This is a genomic window from Bacillus sp. FJAT-45037 (assembly GCF_002797325.1).
GTDB lineage: Bacteria > Bacillota > Bacilli > Bacillales > Bacillaceae_D > Alkalihalophilus.
The window spans coordinates 2,909,488-2,926,015 of record NZ_KZ454938.1 but is presented as its reverse complement, the minus strand read 5'-3'; the positions used below and the strand labels follow the sequence as shown (position 1 = coordinate 2,926,015).

Below are 16,528 nucleotides of genomic sequence, written 5' to 3'. Positions count from 1 at the left end.
ACCTCGCTTACCTTCTTTGATGAACGTTCATAGATAATCCTTTCTTTGGTCTAAGTGTGACAAGGGGTTGTGGCTTCACTGTATGATGATCGGGTGCTATTGTTAATCGGTACTTTTCTACAATGCAAGCTAAGGCGAGTGTCGCTTCCATCATAGCGAAGTGATTTCCAATACAAACACGTGGTCCACCCCCGAATGGAAAGTAAGCATAAGCTGGCATTTTTTTCAAGAAGTTATTTTCAAATCTCTCCGGCACAAAAGCATCTGGATCTTTATAAAAAGTCGGGTTTCGATGCATGACATATTGACTCATTAATACCATAGACCCTTTACGCAGCAAGTAAGGGCCAATCTCGACATCTTGTTCGACCTGTCTACCGATAACATAAGCGGGCGGATAAAGTCTCATCGACTCTGAGATCACATGTTGGGCATAAGGTAGCTGCATAAAATGTTCGGGTGTAATAGGTCCTCCGTTTGTCACTTCAGAAATCTCCTCGTAAAGCTTTTGATCAACTTCGGGGTGCTCAGATAATAGATAGAATGTCCATGATAATAGATTTGCTGTTGTTTCATGACCAGCAAGAAAAATCGTCATGAGCTCATCTCTAAGCTGTGTATCCGACATTCCAGAGCCATCTTCCTCATCCCGTGCACTCATCAAAATTCCTAATAAATCTGTGTGATCACCAGATTCTAATCTTCTTTCATTAATAATTGAGAACAAAATGTGATCTAACTCTGCTACAGCCTGTTTGAGTTTTTTATTTGTTTCAGTAGGAGCCCATAACGGCAGCGGGAAAATAGACCGCATTCTTTTGACACCAAGCCTCATCACAGTGTCCATGGGTTCCTCAATCAAATCAGCGCCAGTTCTAATTTCCATATTAAACATCGTTTTCGTAATGATTCCTAGAGCAATGCTCATCATATCATTTGTGATATTTCTCTCGGTCCCATCTTGCCAGTCTTCTACATATCTAGATGTCGTATCAATCATGTCTTGGGCATATTGAATAATATGGTTTTTCTTGAAGGCTGGTTGAATGAGTCTACGCTGTTTCATATGAACATCTTTCTCACTCGTTAAGAGACCTTCTCCGACGACTGTTTTTAACATCTGAATATCACGAGATTTAGTAAAAGATTTTTGCTTTGTGACCAGTATTTCTTTAATGAGGTCTGGGTCATTAATAAAGTATACATGCTGTGGTCCAAAACGAAATTTACTGATTGGGCCAAACTCTTCGGCTTGGGTGGTTAAAAATTGAAGTGGATTAGCTTTGAAGTCTCGTAAACTCCCTGTAAGCCAGTGGCCTTTTGGTCCTGGTGCTTTTTTGTATGCCTTCAACCTATTTTTCATCTTAAATCATCCTTATTTTTTTATACTAACGGTTTTAGAATATGTAGGATTAGGAGATTTGAAAGGTATGGGAGCGGAGCAATGGCGATATTAATGAACTAGTCTAGGAGTTGACTAGGGTATCAAGGCTCTTGCTCGATTTTGGAACAGAATGTACAAACCCTGTGTATAGTATTAAAGGCGAATTGTGAAGCCAAATAATATGAAAAAAATAGATGATAAGGAGACCTAGGTATTATGAAGAAAAAATTAGATCGGAAATTTATCGTGGGTGCAGGGAAGAAGTTAGAGCGAGAGCTAAATGACCAGGTACAGCAATGGCTGAACAACCCTGAGAGTATAAGAGATATCAATGATTTTATGAACGAGCATGTAGATTCACTAAAAAAACTACGAGAGTATTCAGAGTTTATTACACAACAATTGAATATACCGACAAAGGATGATGTGGCAAGGATCGCTAAACTCATCATTCAACTAGAAGAGAAAATTGACGCGCTAGATGAGCAAGTTCAAATGATTCGACAATCTTCCTGCAATAACTCTAAACGAATGAAAAATATGGATGCTTCTTCCCCCTTACTGATGGTTAACCCCCATGTAACAGACCCTCGCCATTTTCTGTACGATCTTCAGAAAATGATTGTGCAGGAGTGGGAGTAATATGGGACAAACATCTCGTCGGGCTGTTTGGAAGAGGAATAAAGCGATTCTGTGGTATTATCCAGCCAATAATAAAAAATACAATACACCATTATTTCTTGTCTATTCCTTATTAAATCAAGCGTATATTCTAGATTTAGCTCCAGGTATGAGCATGATTGAAGCTTTCAATAAAGAGGGCTATGATGTATATTTGCTTGATTTTGGTAGACCAGGATACGAGGATGATAATATTACACTCGATGATTACATTGTGAAATATATAAAAAAAGCTGCTCAAAAAGCGTTGCAGGACTCTAAAGCTGATGAGCTAAGTGTGATAGGGTACTGCCTTGGGGGAACACTGGCACTAATCTATGCTGCGCTTGCGAAAGAGCCGATAAAAAACTTGGTGTTGTTTGCGCCACCGCTCGATTTTACTGATCCTCCTTTTCTACCAAATTGGGTAGAAGCATTAAGAAAAGGAGACACCAACTTTGATGAAGTAATAGACGAATATGGAGTTATTCCTGCAAAGGTAGTAGAGATGGGCATGCGTTCGGTTACATCGGTGTTTACCTTTGATAAACTCTTTTCCCTGCTGTCATCTAAGAAGGATGAAGAGCCTTCACAGAAGAAAAAGCTTGTACGCGAATGGGTGGACGGCCATGTGCCGTTTTCAGGAGCTGCCTTAAAACAATTGATTAATGAGTTAGGGAAAGAAAATAAGCTCATACTAAACAAACTTTATATCGATGGGGAGAAAGTAGATATAAGAAAGCTAGCAACCAATCTCCTCGTTGTATCGACAACTGCGGATCTCATTGTTCCAGAGAATTTAACAAAGCCTTTGATGGAGTTAGTAGGAAGTGTGGATAAAACGTACAAGCGAGTCAAAGGTGGTCATATTAGCTTGGCATTAAAAGGCGAAGTACCAGAATTTTTAAGTGAGTGGTTAAATGAAAGATCAGAAAAGATAGAGCGATGAACCACTGGTGGCATATTTAAAAGGAGAGATTGAGACGAAAGTGATTTAACTAACAAGAATCCGAGCAAATAATAGTGGGTGCGATGAAGACGCTCTTGAAATATACTCCGCTAATTTTGTGCCTTGTTCAGATTCTCAGTTAAAGACTTCTTTATGTCCCAGTCTCTTCTTAACTTAAATTATAGTAACCTCCACACCGTAGTGATCCGAAACAACTGGACGGTTCTCTCCGTTAAACACGACGCGAGAGGATGCTACTTTTGTTCTCGGTGAATGACTAATCAACTGCTCAATTTGATTTTTTGCAGGCTCATCAGCATCTGCCCACCAGCCTAAGTGGCATGAAAAGAAGTGGATCGGATCGGTGTCTGATTAATTAATACTTCCTCGTGGACAAGCCTTCGAGACTTCCAATTGGTCATTTTCAAGTAAATCGTTTTCAGAATGTGTTTTTAAAAGGGTTGAGTACAACAAATAAGGCAAACGTTTGCGCATTTGTCTTTTAGAAAAAGTTTTTTCTTATGCAAGCGTTTATCTGCAAAAGACTAATTCTTTTGTCGAAGGGAAGAGTAAAACGCTTATAGCCATTCGGTTTTAATGTTTTATTAAGGTGAAAACAATGCTGAGGAAAGTGAATGGTTAAAAAAAGAGGGGACAGTCATTAGTCATTTGAAAGGAAAGCATTGTATCTTTTTATTTTTCGTTTTATAATAGTTAGGCAAAGACGACGTGCAAACGTTTGTCTATTGGGTGAGTTTACTTATAGAGTGATGGGGAATGCTAATGGTGACTTTGTGCATCTCTATTTCTGGTATCAAATAATGAAAACGGTTTATTTCTATATTAGGTAAGGTGGAGGATGAGATTATGAAGAAGCAATGGTGGAAAGAAGCAGTTGCGTATCAAGTGTATCCGAGAAGTTTTATGGACTCGAATGGTGACGGAATTGGTGACTTACAAGGAATGATTAAGAAGCTCGATTATATTAAAAGTTTGGGCATCGATGTCATTTGGATTTGTCCGATGTATCGCTCTCCAAATGATGATAACGGATACGATATTAGTGATTATCAAGATATTATGGATGACTTCGGCAATATGGCTGATTTCGATCAATTACTAAAAGAAGTCCATAGTCGTGGGATGAAATTAATCATTGACTTGGTCATTAACCATACATCAGATGAGCATCCGTGGTTTGTCGAGTCGCGTTCATCTAAAAATAATCCAAAGCGCGATTGGTATATCTGGCGCGATCCAAGTGAAGATGGAAGCGAGCCAAACAACTGGGAGTCGATCTTTAATGGACCGGCTTGGGAGTATGATGAAGTGACAAAGCAATACTATATGCATATCTTCTCGACGAAACAACCAGATTTAAATTGGGAGAATGATGAAGTCCGCACAGCGTTATACGACATGATGAACTGGTGGATGGACAAAGGGATTGACGGTTTCCGTGTCGATGCAATTTCTCATATTAAGAAGATTGATGGGCTAGTTGATCTTCCGAATCCCAAAAGCCTTGATTACGTACCATCTTTTGAAGGGCATATGAATCGTCCGGGTATTCATAAGTTTTTACAAGAAATGAAGGAAGAAACACTAGCTAAGTTCGACGTGATGACAGTTGGTGAAGCCAACGGTGTAAAGCTTGATCAAGCAGATGGATGGGTTGGAGAAGAGAACGGCGCATTCAATATGATCTTCCAATTTGAGCACTTGGGCTTATGGGGCAAAGAAACTGGTGGTACGCTTGATTTGCTTTCTTTAAAAACAACGTTAACGAAATGGCAAAAGGGTCTCGAGAGTCGTGGCTGGAATGCCTTATTCCTAGAAAATCATGATCAACCCCGCAGTGTATCAACATGGGGCAATGACAAAGAATATTGGTTGGAAAGCGCCAAGGCGCTAGGGACAATGTTCTTCTTTATGCAAGGAACACCGTTTATCTACCAAGGTCAAGAAATCGGAATGACGAATGTACGATTTGAAACAATTGAAGAGTATGATGATGTGTCGATGCAGAACTACTATCGTATTGAAACAGCTAAAGGCCGTTCACATGATAAGATTATGCAAATCATTTGGGAGCAAGGCCGTGATAACTCACGTACACCGATGCAGTGGGATGCTTCAATAAATGCTGGGTTTTCAACATCCGAAAGTACTTGGCTGGGCGTAAACCCTAACTTTGTTGATATTAATGTAGCAAGACAAGAAAATGAAAAAGACTCGATTTTGAATTATTATAAAGAGATGATTAAGCTACGTAAATCCTCGGATGCCTTGGTTTATGGCCAATATGATCTAGTGTTAGAAAGTGATGAGCAAGTCTATGCATACACACGCACGTTAGAACCTGAGAAAGTACTCGTTGTCGTCAATATGTTTGATACCGTTGCAGAAGTCGATCTTTCTACTGTAGACGTGAAGGCTGGTTCCAAGCTTCTTCTAACTAACTACAAAGAAGAAGGCACATTAACAGCGCTTCGTCCGTATGAAGCGAGAATGTATCGTTTAGTATAAGAATGATAAGTAAGACACGGCTCCCGAGAAATGTGGGAGCTGCTTTTATTTATTTATCTAAGTTTTATCTAGACTGGTCCGTGGTATTCATCCATCTTTTGGTTTTTGTGTTTGCTTTTATTTGTTGAACGTGCTATGATTAAACTTGTATTTCAAAAAGAAATTTGCGCCGACCTTTTAGGAATAGGCGACACATAGCATTGTTTATAACGACCATATTCCGATCGTTGTGGGGTATGGTCTTTCTACGTACGTATAAAATAGCTAATTGAGAAGATGTTAGGCTTATGGGAGCCGGGAGAGTTTATTTTTGACTCTTTTTGTGACATCTTTCAGTGTCGCGGCTCACAAGGCGCTAAAATCAGTTAATATAAAGGAGATTTTTGATTTGGCAACTTTTTATGATTTTGGTTTGAACGATCAAGTCGTTCGAGCAGTAACACAATTAGGATTTGAGGATGCAACACCAATCCAAGAAGCAACAATCCCAACAGCATTAGAAGGTAAAGATATTATTGGTCAAGCACAAACTGGAACAGGTAAAACTGGTGCGTTTGGTTTACCATTAATTCATCGTATTGACATTAATAAAGACCACGTGCAAGCACTAATTCTTGCACCAACTCGCGAACTTGCAAACCAAGTTGCAGAGTCTTTATTCGCATTTGGTAAATTCAAAGGCGTTCGTACCGTGACGGTTTACGGCGGTCAAGATATGCGTAAGCAAATCCGTGACTTGAAAAACAAACCACATGTTGTCGTAGCGACACCAGGTCGTTTAATGGACCATATGCGTCGTAAAACGATTCGTCTAGCACAAGTTGAGACAGTTGTGCTTGATGAGGCAGATGAAATGCTAAACATGGGCTTCATTGAAGATATCGAAACAATCTTAAGTGAAGTACCAAAAGAGCGTCAAACACTTCTATTCTCAGCAACAATGCCTAAACGTATTGAAAAGCTTGCTCAAAAGTTCATGAATGAGCCTAAGTTAATTGCTGTAAAATCAACAGAAGTTACAATGGAAAACATTGAGCAACTTTATGTAGAAGTGAATGAGCGTCAAAAGTTTGATACATTATGTCGTTTTATGGATATTCACGGACCAGAGCTTGCGATCGTATTCGGTCGTACGAAGCGTCGTGTTGATGAGCTTGCTGAAGCCCTTTCAAAACGTGGTTTCCGTGCTGAAGGTATTCATGGTGACTTAAATCAAGCAAAACGTGATAGTGTATTACGTAAATTTAAAGGTGGTATGATCGACGTTCTAGTTGCAACAGATGTAGCAGCTCGTGGATTAGACATCAGCGGAGTAACGCATGTATACAACTTTGACTTACCACAAGATCCTGAGAGCTATGTTCACCGTATTGGACGTACAGGTCGTGCAGGTAAATCAGGTGTAGCTGTGACATTCGCAACACCAAGAGAGAAAGATCATATTAAAGCAATTGAAAATGTATCAAAGAAAAAAATGGTTCGTAAAGAAGTTCCTTCATACGAAGAAGCAATCAAAGGTCAACAAGGTCTTGCGATTGAACAACTTCGTACATTAATCACAGAAGATAAGTCTGATGCCTATCGTGCGATTGCAAAAGAACTTCTTCAAGAAACAGATGCGACAACAGCACTTGCTGCTGCGTTAAAGCTCCTTACAAAAGAGCCTGATACGACAGAAGTGAAGTTAACTGGTGAAGCACCATTGCGTGCTAAAAAGCATCGTTCACAAGGTGGCGGCAAGCCGTACCGTAGTAGCGGTGGTGGACCCCGTCGTGATGACCGTAAAGGTGATCGTCGTCGTCCAGGTGGAACATTCCGCAAAGATGATCGTAACCGTGGTGCAAGTAGCCAAGGTAGCCGTTCTGGTGGTCAATACCGTAGTAAATCAAAACAAGCTTAATACGATAGATCAAAGCCATTCTCATAACGAGGGTGGCTTTTTTGCTGGATATAATATTATTTTTGTTCCTTCTTTGGATCCGGAAATTATAAATTTAGTGAATTTAAAAGGATAATGCAAAAAAAGAGAGAAATAGAATGAAGAGAGGTTGGTGTGTTAGGAATGAGTTTCACTGATTTAAATGTTGGATTTATTGGTCTTGGTGTAATGGGGAAAAGTATGGCGCGAAACCTACATAAGGCTGGCTATACATTGAATGTATTTACAAGAACGAAAGAAAAGGCACAAGACTTGCTAGATGAAGGTGTTCGTTGGTGTGACTCGATCAAAGAAGTGGCTAGACAGTCGGATGTTGTGATTACGATTTTAGGATTTCCACATGAAGTAGAAGAGGTGTATCTAGCGGAAGCGGGACTCATAGAATCTTCTTTTCCTGGTACGGTCTTAATCGATATGTCAACGTCAAGTCCTGAATTAGCGGGAAGGTTAGCCGCAGTTGGTGTAGAGAAAGATGTCGCTGTGTTAGATGCACCAGTATCTGGTGGCGACGTAGGAGCGAAAGAGGCGCGTTTAACAATTATGGTTGGTGGGGAAGAGGAAAGTTATCAGCGTGTGTTGCCTATCTTTGAATCGATGGGACAAAATGTTGTGTTACAAGGTACGGCTGGAATGGGTCAATACACGAAGATGGTGAACCAAATAGCGATTGCCTCTAATATGATTGGCGTTTGTGAAGCAATTAGTTATGCCAAAAAAGCAGGGCTTGATCCGAACCGAGTGTTACAAAGCATCGGGAACGGGGCTGCTGGTAGTTGGTCGCTTAGTCATCTAGCTCCAAGGATGATCAACGAAGATTATGCTCCGGGGTTTTATATTAAACATTTTGTCAAAGACATGACGATTGCCCTCGAATCTGCCAAAGAGCTCGGCTTAGAAACGCCAGGGCTTTCCCTAGCAAAGGAAATGTATGATGTGTTGATGGAGCAAGGAAGAGAAAATGATGGCACGCAAGCGTTAATTGCCCTGTATGAAGAAGTGATGAGTGAAGAGAACTACTACGAGGAGGAATAACTATGGAAAAAGAGGTTTTTAGACAGTTGCATACGTGGCGTAGATTTACGTTGAAGACATTAAAATTGGTGGATAATGCTCAAGTAGATAAAATTCCTGATGGATTTAATAATAATATTCGTTGGAATGCAGGCCATATTCTAGTTATCCAAGATAGACTGACTGTGCAAATGCTTGGACTAGAACCGAGTTATCCAGAAGGGTATGATCGTTACTTTGATAAAGGAACTAGTCCTGCTGAATGGGACGATGCTGTACCGTCAATGGAAGAGATCACAGCCGAGCTCGAAGGTCAGCTTACAAAGCTTGAAAGTGTCATAAGTGGGCGCCTTAGCGAAGAACCAGCTGCCACTGTCTTTAATCTGCCTACGATTGGTGATTTGGCCATGTTTGCATCCGCTCATGAAGCGATGCACTTGAACACGATTGGTATATTAATGAGGTTGTCGAAATAAGTCTTTTGTAAAGAGAAAGTGAAGACTGTTGAGATCTTATGAAGAGTGGGGAGAAGCTATTGTCATACCTTGTTGAAATGGGTAAAGTAAAGGTGACCCATTAAGCAAATGTTTTATTGAACTACCCCCTTAACCCTTTTTCTTTTGAGCTAGAGATTTCCTCTAGCTCCTTTTTTTGTTCATGTGATGTAAGCTGATATTCTATGTTAGATTATCTGACATGAGTATTGCGAAAATTCACTCTTTATCATAAAGTATAAAAAAACAGAGAAAACACTTTATGAAAAAGGACGTGGATGGGGATGGAAACTGTATCAGTAACGACAAGAGAGAGTCAATTAGAAGAGATTCGCGGAGTTATAGAAACAAAAAATGTAGAACTGCTTCATATGCAGTTTGTTGATATTGAAGGAACGTTAAAGCATGTGACGATTACAGCTGAGCAACTAGATCAGGCTGCAAACGGAGAGGTCATGTTTGATGGTTCATCGATTACAGGGTTCACACCGATCAACCATTCAGATCTTTATTTATCTCCAGATTTAACGACATTTGCAGTGCTACCTTGGACGGAAGAAGAGGGGTACTCAGAAGCGAGATTTCTATGCAGTGTAAAAAAGCCTGGTGGGTCGGATTTTCAAGGCGACCCGAGAAATGTGTTAAAAGAAACAGTGAAACGAGCTGAGGATAAAGGCTACTCGATTAATGTTGGTCCTGAGCTAGAGTTTTTCTTATTTGAAACAGATGCAGATGGTCAACCGACCTTGAAAACACAAGATGTTGGTGGATACTTTGAACCATCGCCGAAAGATAACGGAGAAAAAGTTCGTTTGGCGATTTATAAAGCATTAAAGAAAATGGGCTTTACCATCGAAGCTTCTCACCATGAAGTAGCGATCGGACAACACGAGATTAACTTTAAATATGCAGACGTATTAGGGGCAGCTGATGCAGCGACGACGTATAAGTGGGTTGTTAAAACGGTAGCGGGGCAACATGGTTTGCACGCAACATTTATGCCGAAGCCTTTAGCAGGAGCTAATGGAAGTGGCATGCACACAAACATCTCACTATTCCATCTCGAAGAACAGAAGAATGCATTCTATGATGAAAGGGATGAGCTTGGCCTTTCAGAAATTGCATACCAATTTATCGCAGGCTTACTCGATAATGTCAAGGATTTCGTCGCTGTCACAAATCCGCTTGTGAACTCATACAAGCGTTTGGTTCCAGGGTACGAAGCACCTTGTTATATCGCATGGTCGGCATCAAATCGTTCAGCACTCATTCGTATTCCGGCGACTCGTGGAGCAGGAACACGTGTTGAAATTCGTTGCCCTGATCCATCGGCAAACCCATACTTTGCATTTGCGGTTGTTGCATCAGCTGGGCTTGACGGAGTTGAACGAGAGCTGATCGCGCCACTGGCTGTGAATGATGATATCTTTAGCATGACACGTCAAGAATGCTTTGAACGAGGCATTCAAAATTTACCATCGAATCTCGAATCGGCATTAGACTTCTTTGAAAGTGGAAAGCTTGGTCGTAATACATTAGGTGAACATGCTTTCAAAGAATACATTGAGTTAAAACGTGGCGAGTGGGATGATTTCCGCACGACGGTATCAGATTGGGAAGTGTCAGCTTATCAAGCGAAATTTTAATAAGTAGGGAAGCGTTGAACTATTTTGGTTCAACGCTTTTTAAATTTTATAAACTAGGGTGATTGTAGGTAAGGCATTGTGAAGGATACTTTATTCCCCCCTTTACATTTCTTTAAATCAGATTAACCTAGCCTTAACAATTGTGCGTTAACGTTATAAGTGTAAAAAACACGCAATAATCATTATGAATAAGTAAAAAAACGGGGGAATAACAACATGAAACGAAACATTTTTAGGTTGCTAGTAGGTTGTGCATTAAGTATCTCACTTGTAGCTTGTGGAACGGAAGAAGAAGCAAGTACAGAGGTTGAAGTAGGAAATGAAACGACGGAGCCCGCGGCAGATGAACAATCTGACTGGCCTGATAAGATAAGATTTGCAGATACTGGAGTAGAAGGTATGGAAGAATTGCAGCGTGAGTTTGGTCCTTTTAAAGATGCACTAGAAGAAGTATTAGATGTCGAGATTGAATTCTTTGCTGTTACAAATCGTGTGGTTGGAGCGACTGCTCTTGAATTTGATCAAGTTGATATGTTACTCGCTGGGCCTTCTGAATATGCCCAAATTAAATCTGTAGTACCTGGTGCTGAACCAATTGTTGGAATCGAACGTTCTGAATATAGTGCAGCCATAATTGTTCATGAAGACAGTGAATATGAAACGTTAGAAGATATTAAAGGAACTAATATAGCAATGAAAGATGCAGGGTCAACTAGTGGTCATATTGGACCAAGTCAAATACTAATAGAAGCAGGCTTTGACTTAGATCGAGATGTAAATATCCAGTTACTAGACGGTGCGCGCATTGAGGCATTTAAAAACCATGAGGTAGATGTACTTGCAACAGGGATTAAAGATTATTACCAAATAGTAGAAGAAGATGGTGAAGGAAAATATCGTCTATTAGAAGAGGGACCACCACTTCCAAATGATGTATTTGTAGCAGGTCCAGAGCTTCCAAAAGACTTTGTCGAAGCCATCCAAAAAGCCATTTTAGATAACCAACAACAGATTATCGAAAGTATCACGGTGACTGGTGAGAACGATAAATATATGGAAGCATTATTTGTTGAGGCGGATGACGCAGACTATGATTCAATGCGTGAAGCTTATCGTGTTCTGGGATTAGAGTTAGAATAAGAGGGGAATTTTGTTTGTATGCTATCTTTATCCGTAAAAAATATTTCAAAGACCTTTCCTGATGGTACTGAGGCATTAAAAGGAATTAATTTTGATGTAAAAGCAGGGGAAGGGGTTGTATTACTTGGACACAATGGGTCAGGTAAGTCGACCCTTTTCCGTTGCATTAGTCAATTTGAGAAACCTACTGACGGGCAAATTTATTTTAATGATCAAGAAGCTACTAAACTGTCAAAACGTAAATTACGACCATTACGTAAAAGAATTGGCATGGTGTTCCAGCATTTTCATTTGATACCTAATCTTAGCGTACATCAGAATGTGTTGTTTGGCGCATTGGGACAGACTAACTTCTCGATGCAGACGTTCGCTCCGTTTGCATCAAAAGAATTACGATTAGAAGCAATGGAGTGCTTAGATCGAGTCGGACTATCTCATCTAGCAAAAAGGAGAGCGGATCAACTATCTGGTGGACAACAACAACGTGTTGCTATTGCTAGAATGCTTATGCAGAAACCGGAGATTGTTCTTGCTGATGAACCTATTGCTAGCCTTGATCCGAAAGCGGGTCGTGAAGTCATGGAACTTTTATGGAGTATAACAAGAGAGCGAAACTTAACTATCATTGCCATTCTTCACCAGATGGATATAGCCATGGAATTTGGTGAGAGAATTATTGCACTAAAGAAGGGTGATAAAGTTATTGATGCTCCTGTAGACGAAATAAATCGTCAACAACTTGAAGACCTTTATGAACATGATCCTACCATCTCTGATGAAGAGATCAGTAAGGTGGTGAACTCATGAGAGAGGTGAAGATTAAAAAGTTTAACGAACAAATGCCTTCTCGATTTAAGAGACCATCAATACTTGCTTGGGTTGGTTGGGTAGTCTTTTTCTCTTTGTTTATTGCTGGATTGCAGCAAGGGGATGTAACGATCAGTCGGTTAATAAACGGTTCAGGAAATATGTTTACTTTTATACAAAGTGCGTTCCCACCTGATCCGTCTAGATTGTCTGCAGTTTCTATGGCGATGTATGAAACGTTTCAAATAGCATTAGTAGGTACCGTTATTGGTGTCATTCTTAGTTTGCCAATTGCTTTACTTGCGTCAAGGAATACAACAATACACCCTATAGTATGTTATGGGACAAGAGGGATTGTCTCAACCTTACGAACGATTCCAGATCTAATTTGGGCCCTGATTTTTGTTATTTCTGTAGGTTTAGGACCACTAGCTGGGATTTTAACCATTGTTGTGGATACGATTGGGTTCTGTGCGCGCTTCTTCTCAGAAAGAATAGAAGAAATTGATAAAGGACCGTCGGAAGCACTTGAATCGACAGGAGCTTCTAAGCTGGGTATTATCTCGGGATCTATTATTCCTCTCGGTTTTCCTTCCTTTGTAGGCACGAGTCTTTATAGCGTAGAAAAGGCAATCCGATCAGCAGTAGTTTTAGGACTGGTTGGAGCTGGAGGAATAGGAGTGGAGTTATCTACGTCTATGACTTTAAGACGTTTTGATGAAGCGCTTATGATTATACTACTTATTCTTGCAGTTGTTATCACGGTTGAACAAATATCTACTGCAATTAGAAAGAAAGTCATTTAACTAAAGCCCACTAGGTGCCTCTGCAACTAGTGGGCTATTTATTTAAATTCTTTTTCTTTGATATGGCTAGCGATGGTATATCTTGAAGTAAACTTGTAAAATAGTGGTGTTTTTGAAGTAGTGAAAATAAATAATCCGAGCCAAATTAAAACAAAAGCGATGAGTTGGATCTGACTAAATGGCTCATTGTATAAAAACACTCCGAGAATGAGCATTAAAGTCGGACCGATATATTGTAAGAAGCCAATGAGCGAGAGCGAGATTCGCTTCGCACTAACTGAAAATAAGAGGAGTGGAATCGCAGTTGCTGCTCCGGCCCCGATTAAAAAAGCCCAAGTATCGAATGTATAATTTGCTAGATTACTAGTAGGTGAATGAAAAATCATTACGTATATAAGAGCAAAAGGTGCCATGAAGAGTGTCTCAATTGTTAGACCTATGAGAGCCCCGACATTCACAAGCTTTTTCAATAATCCGTATAGACCAAACGTAATGGCGAGTAGAAAGGCAGCATAGGGAATGACGCCGTAGTATAAAGTCATAATTGATACCCCAATTAACGCAAGGATAATGGAAGTGCCTTGCCACTTGTTAAAGCGTTCTCCAAGAAAAATCATCGCAAGTAACACATTAATAAGAGGATTGATATAATAGCCGAGACTAGCCTCAACCATACGTTCGCTCGTTACAGCCCAAATAAAAACAAACCAATTCATTGAGATAAAGATCGAGGCGAAAATCATGCCAGTTACTTGTTTTTTGTTTGAAAATAACCGACGAATTTCTTGAATAAAATGCCCTAACTGCTGGCGGACAGCTAAGATTATTAGCATGAAAACAAGCGACCAAATAATACGGTAAGCAAGCACCTCACCTGGACTAATGTGTTCAAGTTGTTTCCAATAGAGTGGAAGAAATCCCCACAGTAAATAAGCAAATATAGCAGCGAGAACGCCAATTCGTTGTTCCGATTGGTTCATCAATTCACAGCCTTTCATACAAAGTAGTAGGCCTGATATGGTTGTCAGGCCTACACAGTGGATTATTTTCTATTAGCGATATGCTTTAACGGTCCAACATATTGATTTAAACGGAACGAATGTTGAATCGCTATATTAACAAAATCTTTTGCTGTATGGATGGCATTTTTAACAGAGCTTCCTTTTGCTAGTTCTGCCGTAATGGCAGCGGCAAATGTACAACCTGCTCCATGAGTGAAGGTTGTATCGATTTTATCCGATTCTAAAAGAGTGAACTCTTCGCCATCAAAATAGACGTCAACAGCTTTGTCATGAGCTAGTTTACTTCCGCCTTTAACAACCACATGTTTTGCTCCGAGCTTATAAATCGCTGCAGCTGCTTCTTTCATTTCTTCAATGGTTGTAATCGTACCAAGACCGCTTAATTGAGCAGCTTCGAATAAATTTGGGGTAACGACCAAGGCTTTTGGAACAAGGACATCCCGTAAACATGCGTCCGTCTCTGGATTTAGAGCCTCATCTGCTCCTTTACACACCATCACGGGGTCAACAACCAAGTTTGTTACATTGTATTGATCGACTTTTTTAGCAACGAGTTCAATGATCTCTGTTGATCCAAGCATACCTGTTTTAGCGGCCTCAACACCGATTCCGGCTAAGATCGTTTCCAGTTGTTTTTCAAGATGATCGACATTCTGAGGGAAGACCTCATGATTCCAGTGGTTATGAGGATCTTGAGCGACGACTACCGTTAAGGCGTTCATCCCATAAACCCCTAATTCTTGAAAGGTTTTGAGGTCAGCTTGTAGACCGGCTCCCCCACTTGTATCTGAACCTGCAATAGTTAATGTTTTCTTCATTGTCATAGATGTGACACTCCTTTTCTAATAAACCAATCATGCGCATAAGTTCCCCTATTATACTTGATTACACTAAAGAGTAAAACTAGATGTTTCATCTGAAGTTTTAAACCAACTTGCTACGGATTGACAAACGGAAAGAAAGAAATGGAGAATGTAAGGCATTGAAGCCAGGACTCCCAATAATAGAGGCCTGGCTTATGTTTACTTTAAATAATGTTGTTCAAGTTGCTCTGTTAACACCTTAGCAATTTCCTTCATGCCAAACAGATTAGCCTTGCGTTCGGCATCAGGGTTGTAATTCGTATTCGTATTCACGTCATACGTGTAAAGCGCCCCTTCATGATCACGAATAAATTCAATGCCTGCAAAATGAATGTCGTTGGCTAGTAAGAATGCTTCGTATTTATAAATGATTGGATCATCGAAATCTTTCAAAATTGTAAACTTATCGCGTCGGTCATTGGTCGTCGGGCAGAAGGTGTCGCCGATTTGGCACGCATCTGCAGGGCATAATTCAAATCCTTCTGACGTATCAACTTGTACGGCATAGAAGAAACGACCACCGATAAATTCACAGCGGGTAATCGTGGAATCGGGCGCCTTCACATATTGTTGCAGAAGGGTAATTCCGTCAATCGGCTCTTCAAATGTAGGGCCGTTGACATAGTGACTAAGAGCGTCTAGGTTTTCAAACAGTTGTACGCCAAGCCCTTTCCCAGCACGGTTATGTTTTGTAATGAATGGAGCTCCCACAAATGCTTTTGCCGCTTCAAGTAAATGCTCTTTGCCGACTGCAGCGAGTGTTTTGGGGGTTTCGATGCCAAATGATTCGAGCGATGTATATTGTGCGACTTTGCTGACTTCAAGTTTTAATGCACGGCTCGTATTTAAAACAACTCGACCATGGGCTTCTAACCAATCAAGAACGGCCCCAGTAAATTCTGCTGCAAATCGATGCTCACGTGTGTGCGAGGAAGCGCTCATTCGGTTATAGAAAATGCCTTCTGGTGGCTCTTTTGATAAATCAATTTTTCCTTGATCAAGATGCCATGTTTCAAAAGGGTGCTCCAATTTTTCTAGTTCCTGACGAAGTGGTTCTGTCCATTCATCATTTTCATGGATCACATAAATTTTTGCTGTCATAGTGAGCTTCTCTCCTTAATCCTTATTAAACAGATATGTTATATGAATTATAACTTAAAGTCAGCTTCAGTGAAAAGTTTCTGCTTTTAAAAAAGATTTTGGATAGCGAAGGAGTTGCACGTCTTACGTCACTACGATACGATAACGCGTAGAAGATGAATTAACGAATGGCGTTAT

General features: G+C 40.3%; 14 protein-coding genes. 10 read left to right on the top strand and 4 right to left on the bottom strand.

Annotation, left to right across the window (positions count from 1 at the left end):
- Positions 1–7 precede the first annotated feature (7 nt).
- Entirely contained in the window at positions 8–1,363 is a 1,356-nt protein-coding gene (locus CDZ88_RS14780) for a cytochrome P450 (protein WP_100374272.1), read from the bottom strand.
- Positions 1,364–1,600: 237 nt separating this feature from the next.
- On the opposite strand from CDZ88_RS14780, the gene CDZ88_RS14775 reads away from it, so the two are divergent.
- The 10 genes from CDZ88_RS14775 (at position 1,601) to phnE (ending at position 13,365) form a co-directional block, all read left to right on the top strand.
- Complete coding sequence (locus tag CDZ88_RS14775) at positions 1,601–2,026, top strand: hypothetical protein (protein ID WP_100374271.1); 426 nt, start codon at positions 1,601–1,603, stop codon at positions 2,024–2,026.
- Between the two features lies 1 nt (position 2,027).
- On the top strand, positions 2,028–2,993 hold the full coding sequence (locus CDZ88_RS14770) for an alpha/beta fold hydrolase (RefSeq protein ID WP_100374270.1): 966 nt from the start codon (positions 2,028–2,030) through the stop codon (positions 2,991–2,993).
- Between the two features lie 867 nt (positions 2,994–3,860).
- Positions 3,861–5,522 carry a glycoside hydrolase family 13 protein gene (locus CDZ88_RS14765; protein WP_100374269.1) on the top strand — a complete coding sequence of 554 codons (1,662 nt, stop codon included), beginning with the start codon at positions 3,861–3,863 and terminating at the stop codon, positions 5,520–5,522.
- A 388-nt stretch (positions 5,523–5,910) separates the two neighbouring features.
- A complete protein-coding gene (locus CDZ88_RS14760; protein ID WP_100374268.1) occupies positions 5,911–7,422 on the top strand; it encodes a degradosome RNA helicase CshA in 1,512 nt (503 codons plus the stop codon).
- Positions 7,423–7,584: 162 nt separating this feature from the next.
- Positions 7,585–8,493, top strand: coding sequence for an NAD(P)-dependent oxidoreductase (locus CDZ88_RS14755; protein ID WP_100374719.1), 909 nt, complete (start codon positions 7,585–7,587; stop codon positions 8,491–8,493).
- A gap of 2 nt (positions 8,494–8,495) precedes the next feature.
- Positions 8,496–8,948 (top strand): DinB family protein, encoded by a 453-nt coding sequence (locus CDZ88_RS14750; RefSeq protein ID WP_100374267.1) that lies wholly within the window; start codon positions 8,496–8,498, stop codon positions 8,946–8,948.
- 302 nt (positions 8,949–9,250) lie between these two features.
- Positions 9,251–10,612: a type I glutamate--ammonia ligase gene (gene glnA / locus CDZ88_RS14745; protein WP_100374266.1), complete on the top strand. Its 1,362-nt coding sequence runs from the start codon at positions 9,251–9,253 to the stop codon at positions 10,610–10,612.
- Between the two features lie 216 nt (positions 10,613–10,828).
- A complete protein-coding gene (locus CDZ88_RS14740) occupies positions 10,829–11,752 on the top strand; it encodes a phosphate/phosphite/phosphonate ABC transporter substrate-binding protein (RefSeq protein ID WP_100374265.1) in 924 nt (307 codons plus the stop codon).
- Between the two features lie 18 nt (positions 11,753–11,770).
- Entirely contained in the window at positions 11,771–12,559 is a 789-nt protein-coding gene (phnC, locus tag CDZ88_RS14735; protein ID WP_100374264.1) for a phosphonate ABC transporter ATP-binding protein, read from the top strand.
- Positions 12,556–13,365, top strand: a complete 810-nt coding sequence (gene phnE / locus CDZ88_RS14730) for a phosphonate ABC transporter, permease protein PhnE (RefSeq protein WP_232718670.1) — start codon at positions 12,556–12,558, stop codon at positions 13,363–13,365. The genes phnC and phnE overlap by 4 nt, the downstream gene beginning before the upstream one ends.
- A gap of 38 nt (positions 13,366–13,403) precedes the next feature.
- Here phnE and rarD read toward each other — a convergent pair whose 3' ends face one another.
- From rarD to CDZ88_RS14715, 3 genes are all read right to left on the bottom strand, one after another.
- Entirely contained in the window at positions 13,404–14,345 is a 942-nt protein-coding gene (rarD, locus tag CDZ88_RS14725; RefSeq protein ID WP_100374263.1) for an EamA family transporter RarD, read from the bottom strand.
- 62 nt (positions 14,346–14,407) lie between these two features.
- The gene (pdxK, locus tag CDZ88_RS14720) at positions 14,408–15,211 is read right to left on the bottom strand and encodes a pyridoxine/pyridoxal/pyridoxamine kinase (RefSeq protein WP_100374262.1); all 804 of its coding nucleotides are present in this window, start codon (positions 15,209–15,211) and stop codon (positions 14,408–14,410) included.
- A gap of 198 nt (positions 15,212–15,409) precedes the next feature.
- Entirely contained in the window at positions 15,410–16,351 is a 942-nt protein-coding gene (locus CDZ88_RS14715; protein WP_100374261.1) for an ATP-grasp domain-containing protein, read from the bottom strand.
- Positions 16,352–16,528: the final 177 nt, after the last annotated feature.